General features: G+C 63.4%; 16 protein-coding genes and 1 pseudogene. 13 read left to right on the top strand and 4 right to left on the bottom strand.

Annotated elements, in window-relative coordinates:
* Window positions 1–52: 52 nt before the first annotated feature.
* Window positions 53–1,870, top strand: coding sequence for a DUF294 nucleotidyltransferase-like domain-containing protein (locus tag QUV35_RS00285; RefSeq protein WP_300870113.1), 1,818 nt, complete (start codon window positions 53–55; stop codon window positions 1,868–1,870).
* A gap of 4 nt (window positions 1,871–1,874) precedes the next feature.
* Here the strand turns inward: QUV35_RS00285 and QUV35_RS00295 are convergent.
* Together QUV35_RS00295 and ilvA are read right to left on the bottom strand one after the other, a co-directional pair.
* A pseudogene (locus QUV35_RS00295) lies at window positions 1,875–2,971 on the bottom strand (nicotinate-nucleotide--dimethylbenzimidazole phosphoribosyltransferase).
* 17 nt (window positions 2,972–2,988) lie between these two features.
* Window positions 2,989–4,590: a threonine ammonia-lyase, biosynthetic gene (gene ilvA, locus QUV35_RS00300; RefSeq protein ID WP_300870116.1), complete on the bottom strand. Its 1,602-nt coding sequence runs from the start codon at window positions 4,588–4,590 to the stop codon at window positions 2,989–2,991.
* A gap of 223 nt (window positions 4,591–4,813) precedes the next feature.
* On the opposite strand from ilvA, the gene QUV35_RS00305 reads away from it, so the two are divergent.
* A complete protein-coding gene (locus tag QUV35_RS00305; RefSeq protein ID WP_300870117.1) occupies window positions 4,814–5,263 on the top strand; it encodes an OsmC family protein in 450 nt (149 codons plus the stop codon).
* Window positions 5,264–5,277: 14 nt separating this feature from the next.
* Here the strand turns inward: QUV35_RS00305 and coq7 are convergent, their stop codons facing one another.
* Window positions 5,278–5,937: a 2-polyprenyl-3-methyl-6-methoxy-1,4-benzoquinone monooxygenase gene (gene coq7, locus QUV35_RS00310; RefSeq protein ID WP_300870118.1), complete on the bottom strand. Its 660-nt coding sequence runs from the start codon at window positions 5,935–5,937 to the stop codon at window positions 5,278–5,280.
* Window positions 5,938–6,252: 315 nt separating this feature from the next.
* Here coq7 and QUV35_RS00315 point away from each other — a divergent pair, with 315 nt between their 5' ends.
* Together QUV35_RS00315 and QUV35_RS00320 are read left to right on the top strand one after the other, a co-directional pair.
* The gene (locus QUV35_RS00315) at window positions 6,253–7,236 is read left to right on the top strand and encodes a porin (RefSeq protein WP_300870119.1); all 984 of its coding nucleotides are present in this window, start codon (window positions 6,253–6,255) and stop codon (window positions 7,234–7,236) included.
* A 277-nt stretch (window positions 7,237–7,513) separates the two neighbouring features.
* Window positions 7,514–8,506 (top strand): porin, encoded by a 993-nt coding sequence (locus QUV35_RS00320; RefSeq protein WP_300870120.1) that lies wholly within the window; start codon window positions 7,514–7,516, stop codon window positions 8,504–8,506.
* Between the two features lie 79 nt (window positions 8,507–8,585).
* On the opposite strand, the gene QUV35_RS00325 is transcribed toward QUV35_RS00320, so the two are convergent.
* Window positions 8,586–8,915: a helix-hairpin-helix domain-containing protein gene (locus QUV35_RS00325; RefSeq protein ID WP_300870121.1), complete on the bottom strand. Its 330-nt coding sequence runs from the start codon at window positions 8,913–8,915 to the stop codon at window positions 8,586–8,588.
* 210 nt (window positions 8,916–9,125) lie between these two features.
* Here QUV35_RS00325 and QUV35_RS00330 point away from each other — a divergent pair, with 210 nt between their 5' ends.
* The 9 genes from QUV35_RS00330 to QUV35_RS00370 all read left to right on the top strand — a co-directional run bounded on the left by QUV35_RS00330 (window position 9,126) and on the right by QUV35_RS00370 (window position 19,397).
* Window positions 9,126–9,917 carry a DUF3047 domain-containing protein gene (locus QUV35_RS00330; protein WP_300870122.1) on the top strand — a complete coding sequence of 264 codons (792 nt, stop codon included), beginning with the start codon at window positions 9,126–9,128 and terminating at the stop codon, window positions 9,915–9,917.
* 121 nt (window positions 9,918–10,038) lie between these two features.
* Window positions 10,039–11,604 (top strand): ABC transporter substrate-binding protein, encoded by a 1,566-nt coding sequence (locus QUV35_RS00335; RefSeq protein ID WP_300870308.1) that lies wholly within the window; start codon window positions 10,039–10,041, stop codon window positions 11,602–11,604.
* 64 nt (window positions 11,605–11,668) lie between these two features.
* Window positions 11,669–12,649, top strand: a complete 981-nt coding sequence (locus QUV35_RS00340) for an ABC transporter permease (RefSeq protein ID WP_300870123.1) — start codon at window positions 11,669–11,671, stop codon at window positions 12,647–12,649.
* An 11-nt stretch (window positions 12,650–12,660) separates the two neighbouring features.
* A complete protein-coding gene (locus QUV35_RS00345) occupies window positions 12,661–13,941 on the top strand; it encodes a M20 aminoacylase family protein (RefSeq protein WP_300870124.1) in 1,281 nt (426 codons plus the stop codon).
* Window positions 13,942–13,973: 32 nt separating this feature from the next.
* Window positions 13,974–15,515, top strand: a complete 1,542-nt coding sequence (locus tag QUV35_RS00350; protein ID WP_300870309.1) for an ABC transporter substrate-binding protein — start codon at window positions 13,974–13,976, stop codon at window positions 15,513–15,515.
* Between the two features lie 130 nt (window positions 15,516–15,645).
* Window positions 15,646–16,557, top strand: coding sequence for an ABC transporter permease (locus QUV35_RS00355; protein WP_300870125.1), 912 nt, complete (start codon window positions 15,646–15,648; stop codon window positions 16,555–16,557).
* 6 nt (window positions 16,558–16,563) lie between these two features.
* Window positions 16,564–17,538 (top strand): ABC transporter ATP-binding protein, encoded by a 975-nt coding sequence (locus QUV35_RS00360; protein WP_300870126.1) that lies wholly within the window; start codon window positions 16,564–16,566, stop codon window positions 17,536–17,538.
* Complete coding sequence (locus tag QUV35_RS00365; RefSeq protein ID WP_300870127.1) at window positions 17,535–18,632, top strand: oligopeptide/dipeptide ABC transporter ATP-binding protein; 1,098 nt, start codon at window positions 17,535–17,537, stop codon at window positions 18,630–18,632. Before QUV35_RS00360 ends, QUV35_RS00365 begins: the two co-directional genes overlap by 4 nt.
* A gap of 126 nt (window positions 18,633–18,758) precedes the next feature.
* Entirely contained in the window at window positions 18,759–19,397 is a 639-nt protein-coding gene (locus QUV35_RS00370; RefSeq protein WP_300870128.1) for a hypothetical protein, read from the top strand.
* Window positions 19,398–19,402: the final 5 nt, after the last annotated feature.

The raw sequence follows: 19,402 nt of genomic DNA on the forward strand, positions 1-19,402 counted from the left end.
CTCTGCGGCAGAGCTCTGCAGCGAGCTGCGGCGTCATCCACCGTTTTCCGACATGTCACCCGCCCACGTGCAGGCCTTCGTGGCGGCGTCGCGCGAGCGGAGTTTCGTCGCGGGCGAGGTGGTGGTGCGGCCGGAAGACGGACCTGTGGCTGAGCTCTATTTCATCCGCAGCGGCGCGATCACCGGCCGCCGGGGCCTGTCCGACCTGGCCGGTGGCGCCTTCCAGTACGAAGCCGGTGAGCTTTTTCCCGTGAGCGCCGTGCTCGCGCGGCGCGCGGTGACGACCCGCTACAGCGCCACCGAAGACAGCACCGTGCTGGCGCTGCCGGCCGACGCCATGCAGAAACTGGCCGAGGCCAGTGCCGTGTTCGGCGACTTTCTCAACCGGCGCATCCTGCGCTTTCTCGAACTCTCGCGCTCGGCCCTGCAGGTGGCCTATGCCTCCCGGACACTGGCCGAACAGTCGCTGGAGACTCCTCTGGCCCAGCTGTGCCGCCAGGCACCCGAAACCTGCCTGGCAGACACCTCTTTGGAGGACGCGCTGACCCGCATGCAGGCGCTGCGCATCGGCTCCATGCTGGTGGTCGATGCAGCGGACGTGCCGGTCGGCATCCTCACCCGCTCCGACATCCTGGCGCGAATCACCTTGCCCCGGTTGCCGCTGTCCACCCCGATCGGCGAGGTGATGGCACACCCGGTGCTGACCCTCACGCACCTGCACACCGCTCAGGACGCCGCGCTGCTCATGTCCAGTCATGGCATTCGCCACGTGCCGGTGACGCGCGACAAGCGCGCGGTGGGCCTGGTGTCGGAGCGCGACCTGTTTGCCCTGCAGCGGCTGAGCCTGAAACAGGTGAGCAGCGGCCTGCGCAACGCGCCCGATGTGCAGGGCTTGCAGGCCGGGTCGCAGGAGATCCGCCGCCTGGCGCGCGCACTGCTCGGTCAGGGCGTGCAGGCCCAGCAACTCACCGCACTGATCAGCCACCTGAACGACGTGTTGACCTCACGGCTGGTCGAGATCACGGCGGAGAAACACGGCCTTGATCTGAATGCCTGCAGCTGGATCGCGCTGGGCTCGGAAGGCCGCAGCGAACAGACCATTGCCACCGACCAGGACAACGCGCTGATCCTGGCGGAGCCTCCCGGCGCCCCGGTGCCCGACAAACAGCGCTGGCTGGCGTTCGCGCGTGAAGTGAACGAGGCGCTCGATGTCTGCGGCTATCCGCTGTGCAAGGGCAACATCATGGCCAGCAACCCGGATTGCTGCCTCACCCTGGGCGAATGGGAACGGCGTTTTGCCGACTGGATCGACCGGGGCACGCCCAAAGACCTGCTCAACGCCAGCATCTATTTCGACTTTCGAAGCCTGGTGGGTCAGGCCACGCTGGCCGATCGGCTGCGTGCGTCCGTCACCCGGCACGCTCAGGGCAACCCGCGGTTCCTGCGGCAGATGGCGCTCAACGGGTTGTCGCAGAGCGCTCCGCTGAACTGGCTCGGCCAGATCGACACCACCGCCATGGATGGACTCGACACGCTCGATCTCAAGCTGCAGGGCACGGCCATCTTCGTGGACGTGGCTCGCCTGTACGCGCTGTCCAAAGGGGTGGTTGCCACCGGCACGCGCGAGCGGTTCGAGGCCGTGGGCCCGCTGCTCGGCGTGCCCGAACCGGAGCACCAGGCCTGGGTGGGGGGCTTCGAATTCCTGCAAATGTTGAGGCTGCGTGCCCAGCTCGACGGCACCGCGGTGGGTGGCAACGCCAACCGGATCGCGGTCAACCACCTCAACGACATCGACCGGCGCATCCTCAAGGAAACCCTGCGGGTGCTGCGCACGCTGCAACAGCGCGTGAAGCTGGACTACGAACGCTGAGGCCCTAGCGCTCCAGCAGGCTTTGCGCGGCCAGCAGCATCGGCCAGGCCAGCAAGGCGCCTGTTCCCTGACCAATGCGCAGACCCATGTCGAGCAGCGGCTGGGACTGCATGTGGATCAACAGCAGGCGGTGGCCGGCGTCTGCGGCGCGGTGGGTGAACACCAGGTAATCGACCACATTCGGGCACAGTCCGCGCGCCACCAGGGCGGCCGCACCCGACACGAAACCATCCACCAGCACCACGCGCGCTCGCTGGCAGCCTGCAGCATGGCGCCGGCCATCATGGCGATTTCATAACCGCCAAGCGCGGCCAGCGCCTCGAAGGGCCCGACCGCGCTGCGGTGTCTGGCCGCTGCCGTCGAGAGTTTCTCGACCCGCTTCACATGCTGCGTGTCGTCCAGACGTGCGCCATCGGCGTCGTCGTGACCGAACGCGTCCACCAGCGGCACGCCGCACAGGCGAGACAGCAGCAGGGCTGCACTCACCGCGTTGGCAACACCGACATCACCGATCGCAATCACGTTGCCCGGCAGATGGCGGACCACGTCCATGCCGGCATGGACCGCCGACACCGCCTGTGCCGTGGACATCGCCGGTACGAGCAGCAGGTTGCGTGTGCCGTAGCCGATCTTGCGCACCAGCAGCGTTCCATGCGGTCTGAGCTCACGGGGCGGCACGATCGGCTTGGCCATGCCGGCATCCACCACGGTGAGTTCGAAACCGTGCAGCGCAGCCAGCGCATTGACGGGTGCCTGACCGCGAAGCAGTTGCATCACCATCTGCTCGGTCATCGTCGGCGCCATCGGCGACATGCCTTCGTCGGCGATGCCGTGATCGGCCGCGAACACCACCAGTTGCGGAGAGTCGAAGGCCAGCAGGTCGAACTCGATCGACATGCCGTTTTGTACGCGGGCGAGTTGCAACACCAGGGTTTCCATCCGGCCCAGGGCGTGCTCGGGCGCACTGCCGGGCGAGAGTCGCTGGCGCAGTGCGAACTCCAGCAGGGTGTCTGTGGTGGCTGTGATGGTGGGCAGCCTGAGCGTCGCCGGCAGCGCGGCCGACCGCCTGGACAGTGGTGAGAAAACGGGGTCTCTGGTCATGGCACTGCGGATCGGGTTCAACTCTGCAGGAACAGACGGTAAACCGGGTTGCTGGTCTCCTCCACGCAGGGGTATCCGAGGGTGGCCAGAAACTTGTCGAAGGCCTTGTGATCCTTGGCCGGCACCTGCAGTCCCACCAGAATGCGACCGTAGTCGGCGCCCTGGTTGCGGTAGTGGAACAGGCTGATGTTCCAGCCGGGACGCATCAGGCTCAGGAACTTGAGCAGCGCGCCCGGCCGCTCCGGAAAAACGAAGCGCAACACGCGCTCGTCCTGTGCCAGGGGTGAATGCCCCCCCACCATGTGGCGGATGTGCTCCTTGGCCAGGTCGTCGTGGGTGAGGTCCAGTGTCTGGAAGCCGTGTTTGATCAGGTTTTTGACAATCTTGGTGGACTCGCCCTTGCCCTGGGTGGTCAGACCCACGAACACGTGGGCCTTGCTGCCGTCGTGAATCCGGTAGTTGAACTCGGTCACGTTGCGCGGGCCACCCGGCAGGTCGCCGATCAGTTCGCAGAAGCGGCGAAAGCTGCCACGTTCCTCGGGAATCGTCACCGCCAGCAGCGCCTCCCGTTCCTCGCCCACTTCGGCACGTTCGGCCACAAAACGCAGGCGGTCAAAGTTCATGTTGGCGCCGCACAGGATGGCCGCATAGGTCTGCCCCCGCGTCTTGTGGGTGGCCACGTACTGTTTGATGGCTGCCACCGACAGCGCGCCGGCTGGCTCGACGATGCTGCGCGTGTCAACGAACACGTCCTTGATGGCCGCACACACCGCGTCCGTGTCCACGCTGATGAACTCGTCCACCAGTTCGCGCGCGATGCGAAAGGTCTCTTCGCCCACCAGCTTGACGGCGGTGCCGTCGGAAAAAAGACCCACGTCGGCCAGCGTGGTGCGTTCGCCTTCGCGCACCGACCGGATCATCGCGTCCGAGTCGTTCATCTGCACGCCGATCACCTTGATCTCGGGCCGCACCGCCTTGATGTAGTTGGCCACGCCCGAGATCAGACCGCCTCCGCCAATGGCCACGAACACGGCATCGAGGTGGTCGGACCCCAGGCTTTGCAACTGGCGCAGGATTTCCATGGCAATGGTTCCCTGACCAGCAATCACGTCCGGATCGTCAAAAGGATGAACGAAAGTGAGCCCCTGCTTTTTCTGCAGTTTCACCGCATGGGTGTAGGCGTCCGAGTAGCTCTCGCCGTGCAACACCACCTCGCCGCCAAAGCCGCGCACCGCGTCGATCTTGACCTGGGGCGTGGTCGTCGGCATGACGATCACCGCCCGGGTGCCCAGCTTGCGCCCGCTCAGCGCCACGCCCTGTGCATGGTTGCCGGCCGAGGCGCAAATCACCCCGTTTTTGAGCTGCTCGGGCGTGAGGTGGGCCATCTTGTTGTAGGCACCACGCAGCTTGAAGCTGAACACCGGTTGCTGGTCTTCGCGCTTGAGCAGCACCGTGTTGTGCAGCCGTTCGCTGAGGTTGCGCGCCGGCTCCAGAGCCGATTCCACAGCCACGTCGTACACACGGGCAGTCAGTATTTTCTTGAGGTAGTCGGCCGGCCCCAGGGTGGTGACGGGTGAAACGGAAGGCTGTGTTTTGGTCGAGGCGGCGCGAGCAGTCATTCAGATGTTCTCCAACCTCATCATATCGGGGCGAAAAAAAGCCCGGACTGGCAGAACCGGTCCGGGCTTGAATCCACCCAGGGAGGGTAGAGGAGACAACCTTGCATACAATGCCGCCAGTATATCCAAGCCATGTTGCGACGCAACATGCGCCGTGGTTTTTTCGTGCTCTTTAGTGCGCCCTCCCCAAGTCACCCATCCTTGTCAACACAGGACGTCCTCCATGGAATGCACCGTCACCTGGACCGGCGCGACCGGCACCCGCTCCCACATGGGTTTTGTGGCCGAAACCGGCAGCGGTCATGTGATCAGCATGGACGGCGCACCCGACCCTGCCAAACCTGAAAACGGCGGTGCCAACATGGCCGCACGCCCGATGGAAACCGTGCTGGCCGGCACCGGTGGTTGCACCGCCTATGACGTGGTGCTCATCCTCAAGCGTGGCCGTCACGATGTGCGCGGTTGCAGTGTGAAGCTCGAAACGGAGCGCGCCGAGTCCGATCCGAAGGTCTTCACCAAAATCCACATGCACTTCACGGTCAGCGGCAAGGCGATCGCGCCGGCTGCGGTGGAGCGGGCCATTGCCATGAGTCACGAGAAATACTGTTCGGCCAGCATCATGCTGGGCAAGACGGCGGCCATCACCACCAGCTTCGAAGTGCTCGAGGCCTGAGCCACGCCAGGTGCTCAGATGCGGTGCGCCACCGTCGTCATGAGCTTGGCTGCGATTCTCATCAGGCCCTTCACGGGTGCAGGCAGCTCAACCGCGCCTGCCGCTTGCGCCTCGCGCGCGTGTCGGGCCTCGTCCTGTTTCATCTGGGCCACGATGGCGCGTGACGCCTGGTCACCCGCCGGCAGGCGCTCCATGTGCTCGGCCAGGTGCGCTTCGACCTGCCTTTCGGTTTCCACCACGAAGCCCAGACTCACTGCAGGTCCCAGGCGCCCTGCGATCAGCCCCAGGCCAAAGGCCCCGGCGTACCACAGCGGATTCAGCAGCGAAGCCCTCGCCCCGAGCTCGTCGAGTCTCGTCTGCGTCCAGGCCAGGTGATCGGTCTCTTCCTTGCAGGCGGCTTCCAGCTGAGTGGCCAGAGGCAGATTCGGCCGGGAAGAGCCACGCGGCCAGCGTGCGCTGAGTGCCTGCGCGGTGTACAACGCCTGCGCACAGACCTCACCCACATGGTTCACGCGCATCAGGGCACCAGACAGGTGCCTGTCCGCGTCACTGAGTTCCTGGTCGTTCGCCCGCTCGGGCAGCGTGGCGCACTCCCGAGAGGCTCGCGGTGGTACGAACAAGGTCCTCAAAGCCGAGTCCGCGGCATTGATCAAGGCGTCGGTGGCGGTGGTCATGATGGAGTCGCTATCAAAAAACAAGGTGTCAATGCTGCCACGTTCGCCGGCGCATCTGTTTGAGATGGCTCAGACAGCAAGACCACGGGTGAGGACATCGCCGCTTGGCTGAGCCCGACAACAGGGGCTGTTCTTCTAAGGGTTAGCACTGAGTGCGTCGCGGTGGTGCAACACAAGCACCACCGCAGGGCAGAAATGCGGCTCTGAACGTGGCGCCCCTCCCGGCTTTCTGATGCAATCCACTCAGCCCCCAAATGGAGGTCGGCTCGGCGGCACAGACCACCAGTCCTTATTCAACCCTTGGAGAACCTTTCCATGAAAAAGACCCTGATCGCATTGGCCGCCGTGGCAGCCACCAGCGCAGCTTTCGCTCAATCGTCGGTGACCCTGTTCGGCAACATCGACATGGGTGTTCGCCAGACCAAGACCGACGGCGTGTCGCTCACCGAACTGACGAACAACCTGATTTCTTCCAGCGCCCTGGGCTTCCGCGGCGTTGAAGATCTCGGCGGTGGCCTGAAGGCCGGTTTTCACCTCGAAGGTGACATCGCTGGCGACGTCGGCACCTCTGCTGGCCTCCAATTCCAGCGCCGCAGCACGGTCAGCCTGATGGGCGGCTTTGGTGAGTTGCGCCTGGGCCGTGACTACGTTCCGACCTTCTGGAACCACACCGTGTTCGATCCGTTCGGCACCAACGGCCTCGGTACCTCGATCAGCATGTTCGGTACCGCCTACGGCGCCGCAACCGGCCCCGCAGGTGTGACTGCTGTTCGTTCGAACAACACCATTGGTTACTTCCTGCCTGCCATGGGCGGCCTGTATGGCCAGTTCCAGTACGGCCTTAAAGAAGTGGCAGCCGGCAACAGCGCCAGCGACACCGCAGGTCTGCGCATTGGTTACAGCGCTGGTCCCTTGAACGTTGCCGTGGCCACCGGCTACGAAGGCACTGCCGCTGTTGGCAACAATCCAAAGCGCAGCAACATCGGCGTTTCGTACGACATGGGCTTTGTCAAGCCAATGTTCCAGTACACCGTCGCTAGCCGCACCGGTGGCAATGACGTGTCCAACCTGCTGGTTGGTCTGACCGCTCCCGTGGGCCCAGGCCTGCTGCGCGCTTCGTATGTGGTGACCGACGTGGACACCGTGGGTGACGGCAAGCAGTTCGCCATTGGTTACACCTACAACCTGAGCAAGCGCACCTCGATCAACGCCAACTTCGCGCGCATCACTGCCGATGCTGGCGTGGTCGCGTTCACCAAGCGCACCGGCTACGAAATCGGCGTGCGCCACACCTTCTAAATCGTCTGCGGACTCCGTCCGCTTCGGTTCAGTCTCAAGAGAGCCACCGCGAAAGCGGTGGCTCTCTTTTTCGTCTTTTCGTCTCAAAAACGTTTCTCAAGGCCCAGATATTGCGTGCTGGATACGCCGGATGCATGTTGTGGGCTTGCAACGAAATGCCCCGAGGTGAACTTTTTTGTGAGGGATTACCCGTGGTTCTTTCGATGCAATGCCTATCATCCATGTTGTTCATTCGTTTGACACATTCTTCCCGCTTCAACCACTCAAAGGAAATCTCATGAAAAAATCGCTAGTTGCTTTGGCCGTTTTGGGTGCATTTGCATCCGCCGCAAGCGCGCAGTCTTCCGTGACCATCTACGGCATCGCCGATGTGTGGGTTGGTAGCCAGAAAGACACCGGCGGCACGGTCGTTACCCAGACGTCGTCAACCGGTGTTGTCGAATCCGGTGGCCTGTCCTCCAGCCGTCTCGGCTTCAAGGGCACGGAAGATCTCGGTGGTGGCCTGTCCGCAGTGTTCGGCCTGGAAGCCGGTCTGACGGTCGACACGGGTACCGCAGGTGGTCTGAGTTTCAATCGCCAGTCCTTTGTTGGTTTCGCAGGTGGCTTCGGTGAAGTGACTGTGGGAAAAATGTGGACCTCCTACGACGACATTGAAGCGGGTGCACACAGCGTCTTCGGCGCCTCGGACTTCGCTCCCGAATACGCTGTGATGCTCAGCGGCCGCGATTACTCCGCCAACCCGAACAACGGTTTCAAGTACACGTCGCCTGACTTCGGCGGCATCAGTGGTTCGGTGTCGTATGCACTGGACGAGACCGTCAACGGCGACGCCGAAGTGCTCGCCTTCCACGTCAAATATGCTGGTGGCCCGATCTATGCAGGCCTGGCATACCAAGACGAAGGCACCACCGCTGGTGTGGCGAACCCAGAGTACATCCGTGCGAACGCTTCGTATGACCTCGGCATGGTTCAACTGCTCGCGACCTATGGCAACAAGAAAGTTGGTGCTGTCAAAACGAACGAGTACGCCGTGGGCGTGAACGTGCCATTGAGCAGTGCTTTGGTGCTGTCTGCCGGCTATGCCACTTCGAAGGACAACACCGCTGGTGGCAGCAACAAGCGTGACGGTTTCGGCCTCGGCGCGACCTATGCCCTGTCCAAGCGCACGACCGTTTACGGTGCCTTCACGTCGGCAGATTGGAAAGATGGCGCTGGCGTCAAGACCAACGACATCAGCATCTGGGGCGTGGGTGTTCGCCACGCCTTCTGAGCTGATTCCTCCTGAGTCTGCTTGACAAAAAGCCACCCGGCCTGCCGGGTGGCTTTTTTCATGGGCCCAAGCTTTCAGCTCATTTGCTCGCTGCAGCGGGCTTTGTGTCTGCGGGCTTCTTCTGGGCAACCGGCTTGTCCATGGGTTTGAAGGCTTGACCGTTCACGTTGAGACCCTCTGACGACAGTTTGGCCGCGCGCTTGTCACCGATGCCGGGTACTCTCCGGATCAAGTCGGTCCAGTCCTTGAACGGTGCGATCTTGCGTTCCTCCAGGATCTTGGTCGATGTGCTCGGACCGATCCCTTTGATGCTGTCAAGATCGGCCACTGTGGCTTTGTTGATGTCCACGGCAGCCAGGCTGATGGCAGCGAAGAATGCCAGCAGGCTGGCCATGATTTTCTTGAACATGATGTCCTCCGTTTGGATGAGGTGGAGCGCGACAGATGCAGGCAGTTGGTGCAAAAGCCTGGCTCCTGTCGCGGAAACCCGATGGCGGGTCCCGGTTCGAAATGTAGATCAAAAATACTAATAAATTTTCATTCATCGATACCGATGAGTCTTTAATGACTGGTTTGCAACATGCCTCAACGCTCCCCGTTCACTGCTGTTGCGGTTCGTGTGCGCCGGTCGCTGCCTTTGATTTGGCTGCCATGGCTGGTGCTCACGCTGGGGCTGGCGGCTTGTTCGACGGGAAGCGTGGTCGTCGAGCCTGACGACCCCGCGCACGGGCACCTCGCCCCCGAGGCTTGGCAGCCAACGGCACAGCGGTTGTTGACCACGCCGCCGAGTGCCTTGGGGTGGCAATCCTTCGCCCTGCCGGGCAAGCGACATGTTCCGTTCGAAACGGTGGTGGTGTTGGATCGAACCGCCTTGCGGGTGAAGGCAGACAACTCGGTGAGCATCCTGCGTCGCCGTTTCGAGCCGACATTGGGCAAGCCTGGGCGCTTTGCCTTTTCGTGGAAAGTGGATGCGCTGCCGGCGGGCGCCGATCTTTCGGCCGCAGACGCCTCGGATTCGCCGGTGGGCGTCGTCCTGGCGTTCGAGGGAGACCGCACGCGCTGGTCTGCCAGGACGCACCGGCTCTCCGAAATGAGCCGCTTGCTCACAGGCGAAGAATTGCCCTTCGCCACCTTGATCTATGTGTGGGGCAGCCATGAATTGCCGGGCACCGTCGTGGTGAATCCGAGAACCGACCGCATCCGCAAACTGGTGCTCGACAGCGGCACGCGGGACATCGGTGTGTGGCGGGACCACGTGCGCGATGTGCAGGCGGACTTTCGCCAGGTTTTTGGCGAAGAGCCCGGGCCCCTGCGTGTGGTGGCGTTGATGACGGACACCGACAACACGCGCAGTGCGCTCACCGCGTGGTACGGCGCACTGAATCTCGAAGTCGCGGCAGCCGTGCCTTGAGGCGACGCAGCGGTTCCGCCGTGATGCGGGTTACTCCCGGATGGCATGCGGGAACGTTTGTTGCATAGTCCAGCATCGTGTTCACTCCCAGGGTTTCTCCATGAATTCCAGCATCCCTTCCATGCACCTTGCCGCCTTGACGGTGGCGCTCTCGTTGGCCGCAGGTGGCCTGCATGCCAAGACCTTCAAATGGACCAGCGCCAGCGACATCCCGACATGGGACATCCACTCGCAGAACAACGCGCTGGCCAACGGCATTCATGCATCGGTGTACGAGTCGCTCGTGTACTACAACAGCAAGACATTCAAGCCCGAGCCGATCCTGGCCACCGCCTGGAAGCAGGTCACGCCGACCCAGTTGCGTCTCAATCTGCGCACCGGCGTGAAGTTTCACGACGGCTCCACGTTCTCGGCAGACGATGCCGTGTTCTCGATCGAGCGCGCGATGTCCAAGACCTCGAACTTCGGCATCTATGCCCAAGGCATCGACAAGGTGGTCAAGGTGGATGCCAACACCATCGACATCTTCACCAAGGACCCGAACCCGGTGCTGTTGAACCAGCTCACCGAGTTGCGCATGATGAGCAAGGCCTGGGCCGAGAAGAACAACTCGACGGCACCCAAAGACATCAAGACACAGGACGAAAACTTTGCGCACCGCAACGCCAACGGCACAGGGCCGTTCGTGCTGAAAGAGTGGCAGCCTGACCAGAAACTGGTGCTCACGCGCAACCCGAACTGGTGGGGCAAGTCCGAAGGCAACGTGACCGAGGTGGTCTACACGCCGGTGAAGGCGGTCGCCACGCGCATGGCCGCTCTGCTCTCGGGCGAGGTGGACCTGGTGCTCGACCCCAGCCCGCAAGACCTGCCGCGCGTGCGCGCCGAGGGCAACCTGAAGGTTGTCGACGGTATCGAAAACCGCACGATCTTCTTTGGCATGGACCAGTTCCGCAACGAGCTGCCAGGCAGCAACATCAAGGGCAAGAACCCTTTGAAGGACCAGCGCGTGCGCAAGGCGCTGTACCAGGCGATCGACATGAACACCATTGCCCGCGTGACCTTGCGCGGTCTGGGTCAGCCCACCGGTGCGCTGGTGGCCCCTCAGGTCAATGGCTGGACGGAAGCGGTGCACAAGCGTCACCCGTTTGATGTGGCCGCCGCGCAAAAGCTGCTGGCCGATGCCGGCTACAAGGACGGCTTCGAAGTGGACTTCGCCTGCCCGAACAACCGCTACATCAATGACGAGCAAATCTGCCAGGCCGTCACGGCCATGTGGGCGCGCATCGGCGTCAAGGCCAAGCTGCGCACCTTGCCGCTGGTGACCTACTTCCCGATGATCCAGCGCTACGAGGCGAGCATTTACATGCTGGGCTGGGGCGTGCCGACCTTCGATGCGCTCTACAGCCTTCAGTCGCTGGTGCGCTCCGTGGGCGCAGGCGGTGATGGCAACTACAACGTGGGGCGTTACAGCAACCCGCAAATGGACGCCCTGGTGGAGCGCACCAAAAAGGAAACCAACCTGAAGCTGCGCACCGAGTTGCTGACCAAGGCCCTGGCCTTGCAGAACGAAGATGTGGCGCACATCCCGCTGCACAACCAGGTCATTCCATGGGCCATGAAGAAGAACATCGACGTGGTGCACCGCGCCGACAACCGGCTGGACTGGCGCCTGATCAAGGTAAACTGATTTCAGCCGATCGGCAGAGGGTCGCGCACAACCGCGTGCGACCCTCTCTTCTTTTTTACCCACGATGTTTGCATTCATTCTTCGGCGTCTGGCGCAAGCTGTGATCGTCATGGTCAGCGTTGCGCTGATCGCGTTCATGTTGTTCCAGTACGTGGGTGACCCGGTCGTGTTCCTGCTGGGGCAAGACGCCACGGCCGAACAGATTCGTGAACTGCGCGCCGACCTCGGGCTGGATCAGCCGTTCTTTGTCCAGTTCTGGCACTTTCTGGCCAACGCGGTGCAGGGCGAATTCGGTCTGAGCTTGCGCCAGGGGGCCAAGGTCTCGCGGCTGATCGGCGAGCGCCTGCCGGCAACCCTGGAGCTCGCAGGCGTGGCCGCGGTGCTGGCGCTGGCGGTGGGCATTCCCATGGGGGTGTACGCCGCACTCAAGCGTGGCACCTTCGTGAGCCAGCTGTTCATGACCGTGTCCCTGCTCGGCGTGTCGCTGCCCACTTTTCTCATCGGCATCTTGCTGATCCTGGTGTTCGCCGTGAACCTGGGCTGGTTCCCCAGCTTCGGTCGGGGCGAGGTGACGCAGATCGGGTGGTGGACCACCGGACTGCTCACGGTCAAGGGCTGGCAACACATCACCTTGCCAGCGATCACACTGGCGATCTTCCAGCTCACGCTGATCATGCGTCTGGTGCGCGCCGAAATGCTGGAGGTGCTGCGCACCGACTACATCAAGTTCGCCCGCGCCCGGGGACTCACTGATCGCGCCGTTCACTTCGGCCACGCCCTGAAAAACACCCTGGTGCCGGTGATGACCATCACGGGACTCCAGCTCGGTGGCCTGATCGCCTTTGCCATCATCACCGAGACCGTGTTCCAGTGGCCAGGCATGGGCTTGCTGTTCATTCAGGCAGTCACCTTTGCCGATATCCCGGTGATGGCCGCCTACCTGTGCCTGATTGCCCTCATCTTTGTGGTGATCAACCTGATCGTGGACCTGCTGTACTTCGCCGTCGATCCACGTCTGCGCGTTGAAAAATCTGGCGGCCATTGATTGCAACCGACATGCTGACTTCCCGCATCAAGGCCCACGGCCGCGCGTTTGCCCACATCGCGGCTTTTCACCCCGAGCTCACCGCTTTGCGGCGAGACCTGCACGCCCACCCCGAAATCGGTTTCGAGGAGCATTACACCGCCCAGCGCGTGGTGGAGTCGCTCAAGGTCTGCGGAGTGGACGAAATCCACACCGGGATCGGCAAGACCGGCGTGGTCGCGGTCATCCATGGTCAACACCGTGCCAGCGGTCGCATGATCGGATTGCGCGCCGACATGGACGCCCTGCCCATGACCGAACACAACGACTTTGCGTGGCGATCCACCAGGCCGGGGATGATGCACGGCTGCGGTCACGACGGACACACCACAATGCTGGTTGGCGCGGCGCGTTATCTGGCCGAGACGCGCCAGTTCGACGGCACGGCGGTGCTGATATTCCAGCCTGGTGAAGAAGGTTTCGCGGGCGCCAAGGCCATGATCGAGGACGGGCTGTTCGACCGATTCCCGGTGCAGTCGGTCTTCGGCATGCACAACTGGCCACAGATGAAGCCCGGCACGGTGGGGGTGAACCCCGGACCCATGATGGCGTCTGCCGACCGCATCACCATCGAGATCACCGGCAAGGGAGGCCACGGAGCGCATCCCTACCAGACGGTGGACCCGGTGCTGGTTTCGGCCCACATCATCACCGCGGTGCAGAGCATCGTTTCGCGCAACGTGCGGGCCATCGACAGTGCCGTCATCAGCATCTGTGCCATGCAGGCCGGCGACATGGGGGCGTTCAGCGTGATGCCGGGCAAGGCCACGCTGGTGGGCACGGTGCGGACCTTCAACCCCGCCGTGCAGAACATGATCGAACAGCGCCTGCAGGAAGTGTGTTCGGGGGTGGCGCTTGGCCTGGGTGCGGCCGCCCACGTGAAATACGAACGCATCTACCCGGCCACCATCAACAGCGCGGAAGAGGCCCGCTTTGCCGCCGACGTGGCGCAAAAGCTGCTGGGCCACGATCACGTCGACCGCAACATGGACCCCAGCATGGGGGCCGAGGATTTCTCTTTCATGTTGCAGGTCAAGCCTGGTGCCTATCTCCGCCTGGGGCAAGGGCTCGAGAGTGGCATGGGTGGCTGCTACCTGCACAACAGCCGTTACGATTTCAACGACGAGGTGTTGCCTCTGGGTGCAGCCTTGCACGCCGGCCTCATCGAGCACGGCATGCCCCTGGCCGAAACGCACGTCAAGCCAACGGCACCGATGGCCAAGTTTTCCAACCACGCAAGGAGCGACGCATGAAGTACCACAAGACATTCACGACGGGCTTGGTGATGGCCGCTGTGCTCGCCATGGGTTCGACCCAAGCCCAGACCATCCGCATCGGCAATCAGGGCGATGCGCTGTCCATGGATCCGCACTCGCTCAACGAATCGTTGCAGCTCAGCGTGACCAACAACGTGTACGAGCCTCTGGTGGGACGCGACCGGAACCTTCGCCTCGTGCCCGCACTGGCCACGAGCTGGAAGCAGACCTCGCCAAGCGTCTGGCGCTTCGAATTGCGCAAGGGTGTGACATTCCATGACGGCGCGCCGTTCACCGCTGACGATGTGCTGTTCAGCTTTGCCCGGGCCTCGGGTGAGGGTTCGGACATGAAGAGCTACACCAACGACGTGAAGGAGATCCGCAAGGTCAACGACTTCGCGGTCGAGATCGAGACCAAGGGGCCGTTTCCCATCCTGCCCGATGTGCTGTCGCTGCTGTTCATCATGAACAAGAAGTGGTCCGAGGAAAACCAGGCCACGCGTCCGGTGGACCGGCGCAAGGGCATCGAGAACGCTGCATCGTTCCGGGCCAATGGCACCGGACCGTTTCGCCTGCGTGAGCGCCAGCCCAACATCAAGACCAGCTTCGTGCGCAACGGCAACTACTGGGGAAAGATCGAAGGCAATGTGATCAACGTGGAATACACGCCCATCGGCAACGATTCCACCCGCGTGGCGGCCTTGCTGTCGGGCCAGGTCGACGTGATCGAGCCGGTGCCGCTGCAGGACGTGGCGCGCATCAACGCCAGCGGCAAGAGCAAGGTGATGCAGGGCCCCGAGCTGCGCACCATCTTCCTCGGCATGGACCAGAAACGCGACGAGCTGCTGTTTTCCAACGTCAAGGGAAAGAACCCCTTCAAGGACAAGCGCGTGCGTCAGGCCTTCTACCAGGCCATCGACATCAACGGCATCCAGCGCACCGTGATGCGCGGCGCATCCAAGCCCACCGCACTGATGGTGGGCCCTGGCATCAATGGTTTCGACGAGTCGATGAACACGCGCCTGCCGTACGACCCCGACGCAGCAAAAAAGCTGCTGGCTGATGCAGGCTACCCCAATGGATTCGAAGTGGCGATGAACTGCCCGAACGACCGTTATGTGAACGACGGGGCGATCTGCCAGGCGGTGGCGGTGAGCCTCGCCCGAGTTGGTGTGAAGATCAACCTGCAGGCCGAGACCAAGGGAACCTATTTCCCCAAGATCCTCAAGCGGGACACCAGCTTCTACATGCTCGGATGGACACCGGGCACCTACGACTCCCACAACGCACTGAACGCCCTGATGCGCTGCGCCGATGACAAAGGCAGCGGCCAGTTCAACCTGGGCTCCTACTGCAACCCCAAGGTGGATGAGCTGACCGTGCAAATCCAGTCTGAAACCGACAAGACCAAGCGCGATGCCTTGATCCGCGAAGCCTTCAAGCTGCACGCCGATGACATCGGCCATCTGCCCCTGCACCAGCAGGCGCTCGCCTGGGGCGTGGCCAGCAATGTGCAGCTGGTCCAGTTCGCCGACAACTCCATGCCGTTTCGCTACATGTCGGTGAAGTAGAAGCCCCCCCTGCGCCGCCTTCGGCGTCTTCCCCCCGGTGGGGGGACGCACGCTGGGGCCGGCGGAGCCGGACCCTCGCGAGCTCTGGTTGGGCGCTCCCTTTCCTCGTCGCATTTCCAAGGACTTTCCGTTGACCTCACTTCTGCACCGCTGGGTCGACAGCGATGTCGGTCACAGCTTTCGCAACTCACCCACCGCCATCGTGGCGGCGGTGATTGCGTTCATCTGCATCTTTTGCGCGGTGTTCGCGCCGTGGGTGGCGCCGCACAACCCCTTCGATCTCGCCACGCTCGAGCTGTCCAACGCCCGCCTGCCGCCGGCATGGAGTCCCGAGGGTTCGCGCAACTTCCTGCTGGGCACCGACGACCAGGGCCGCGACATCCTGTCGGCGCTGATGTATGGCGCACGCATCTCTCTGGCGGTGGGTTTTGCCTCGGTGGTGCTGTCGGTGATCATCGGCGTGTCCTTTGGCCTGGCCGCCGGCTTCCTGGGCGGGTGGGTCGACAGTGTGCTCATGCGCCTGTGCGACGTGATGTTGTCTTTTCCCGCCATCCTGGTGGCCCTGCTGATCGCCGGTGTGGGACGCGCCCTGTTTCCCAACGCGCACGAAGCGCTGGCCTTCGGCGTCCTGATCATTTCGATCACCCTCACCGGCTGGGTGCAGTACGCGCGCACTGTGCGGGGCTCCACGCTGGTGGAGCGCAACAAGGAATACGTGCAGGCCGCCCGCGTGACCGGGGTTGCACCACTGCGCATCATGCGCAGCCATGTGCTCCCCAACGTCATGGGCCCGGTGCTGGTGTTGGCCACCATCCAGGTGGCCACCGCCATCATCACCGAGGCCACGTTGTCCTTTCTGGGTGTGGGCGCACCGCCCACCTCACCGTCGCTGGGCACGCTGATCCGCGTGGGCAACGACTATTTGTTCTCCGGCGAGTGGTGGATCACCATCTTCCCCGGCGCCATGCTGGTGCTGATCGCACTCAGTGTGAACTTGCTCGGCGACTGGCTGCGCGATGCACTCAATCCTCGCCTGCGTTAATCCAAGATGAGCCTTCTTCAAGTCAAAAATCTGGTTGTCGAATTCCCCGGCCGCCGCGGCACGCTGCGCGCGCTCGACGACATTTCCTTCGACATCGCACCGGGCGAAATTCTCGGCGTGGTGGGCGAATCCGGCGCGGGCAAATCGCTCACGGGGGCATCCATCATCGGCCTGCTCGAGCCACCGGGGCGTGTGGCCTCGGGCGAGATCCTGCTGCACGGCCGGCGCATCGACAACCTGCCGCACGAGGAGCTGCGCAAGGTGCGTGGACGAAAGATCGGCGCGATCTTCCAGGACCCGCTGACCTCGCTCAACCCGCTGTATTCCGTGGGTCGCCAGCTGATCGAAACCATCACCACGCACCTGCCCGTCACCCAGGCCGAGGCGCGCAAGCGTGCCATCGACCTGCTCAAGGACACCGGCATCCCGGCCGCCGAACAGCGCATCGACCACTATCCGCACCAGTTCAGCGGCGGCATGCGCCAGCGGGTGGTGATCGCACTGGCGCTGGCCGCCGAGCCTCAGCTCATCGTGGCAGACGAGCCCACCACCGCGCTGGACGTGTCCATCCAGGCGCAGATCATCACTTTGCTCAAGACGATCTGCAAACAGCGCGGAGCAGCGGTGATGCTGATCACCCACGACATGGGCGTGATCGCCGAGACCTGCGACCGTGTGGCGGTGATGTATGCCGGGCGCATCGCCGAGATTGGCCCGGTGCACGAAGTCATCAACCACCCGGCCCATCCCTACACCGCGGGCCTGATGGCCTGCATTCCCGACATGGGCATGGACCGTGAACGGCTGCACCAGATCGACGGTGCGATGCCGCGCCTCAATGCGATTCCGGCGGGCTGCGCCTACAACCCGCGTTGCGAGAAGGTGTTCGACCGTTGCCACGTGGACCGTCCGGACCTGCTGGTGGCTGGCGCCACGCGAGCTGCCTGCTGGCTGCACGCCCAGTCGGGGGTGGCAGCATGAGCGCCGACATGTTCGAGCGGGCCGTGCAGGCCCAGTCGACCCAGTCGGACACCGCCCGCACGCGCGCTGCCGTTTCTGCCGCCACTGCCGAGGCCGCCACCGCCGCGCCGCTCGTGCGCGCCACCGATCTGGCCAAGACCTTCGACGTTTCCGCTCCGTGGCTCAACCGGGTGATCGAGCGACAGCCGCGCCAGTTGCTGCGCGCGGTCGATGGTGTGTCCTTCGACATCCCCCGCGGGCAGACTCTGGCGCTGGTGGGCGAATCGGGCTGCGGCAAGAGCACCGTGGCGCGGCTGCTGGTGGGCTTGTACGAGCCCACGCGCGGGGGCTTCGAATTCGACGGGCAGGACGCGCACGCCGCCTTCAAGACGCCCGAAGGACGCAAGCTGCGCCGGCGCATCCAGATGATCTTTCAGGATCCGTACGCCAGCCTCAACCCGCGCTGGCGGGTGGAGGACATCATTGCCGAGCCGCTGCGCGAGCACGAAATCGTGACCGATCCGGCCGGATTGCGCGACCGGGTGGACGAATTGCTGAAGTCGGTTGGCCTCTCGCCGCTGGACCGTGTGAAGTACCCGCACCAGTTCAGCGGTGGACAGCGACAGCGCATTTCGATTGCGCGCGCCCTGGCCACCCAGCCCGAATTCCTGGTCTGCGACGAGCCCACCAGCGCGCTGGATGTGAGCGTGCAGGCGCAGGTGCTCAACATCATGAAAGACCTGCAGCGGCAGCAGGGTCTGACCTATCTCTTCATCAGCCACAACCTGGCTGTGGTGCGACACGTGAGCGACCAGGTCGGCGTGATGTACCTCGGCCGACTGGTGGAGCTTGCGCCCAAGCACACCCTGTTCGACAGTCCGCGCCACCCTTACACGCGCATGCTGCTGGACGCCATTCCGAAGATGCACGACACCGGGCGCGCCCGCACGCCGGTGTCCGGTGAAGTGCCCAACCCCCTGAACCCGCCCACCGGCTGTGCCTTCAACCCGCGCTGCCCGCACGCCAACGACCGGTGTCGCAACGAGCGCCCGAGCCTGCTGACCCTGGGTGGCATCCGCATCGCCTGCCACGCGGTTGAAGAAGGCCGACTCTGAGTTGAGCCCATCCCCAAATTGGGGGAGTGCCCCGGCGACGCATTTCTCTTAACCTGCGTGGCGGTTGGCGAGCGGTATGCACGGTCCGTGGTGGGCTGGCGCCGAGCGCAACGACAGGAGAACAGCATGAGCAAGCGTCTTTGTTGGTTGGGATCGTTGTGTTTGTGGGTGTCCGCCAGCGCGTGGGCACAAGCCGACGGCAGCAGCAAGCCGGTGCCGAAGGTGGGGGACGTGGCGGTCTACATGGTCAACCAGCGCGCCGACAAGCGCGTGTTCGAAGAGACGGTGACCGTCGCATCGGTTGATCAGACCCAGATCAAGAGCAAGCATGCCCGTCCCGGTCTCAATCCGCCCGAAATCGAGGGCGTTCTCACGGCAGATTGGGCAGTCGCTGTCTCTGGCACGACTGCAACCCGCTTCGATCCGCCGATCGTCGGCGTCAAGTTTCCATTGACGGTGGGCGAGAGCTGGAAATCCGGCTACCTCGCCGAGGGCGTAACCAGCAAGAGCAAGGGCGACCTGGAAGTCAAGGTGGTGGCCCGTGAAAAAGTGAAGACGCCGGCCGGGGAATTCGATGCCTTCAAGATCGAATCGGCCGGCTGGATCACGGGCGTCTCCTGGTCCGGCTCCTTCCGTGTCGCACAGGTGCAGTGGTTTGCCCCGGCCATCGGGCGCTTCGTCAAGTCGGAATACAAGGATTACCGGGGCGGTCAACTCTGGAACGACACCGTCAGTGAACTCAAGTCGTTCACGCCTGCTCCGTGACGCTG

The organism is Hydrogenophaga sp. (assembly GCF_030373225.1).
Classification (GTDB): Bacteria; Pseudomonadota; Gammaproteobacteria; order Burkholderiales; family Burkholderiaceae_C; genus Hydrogenophaga.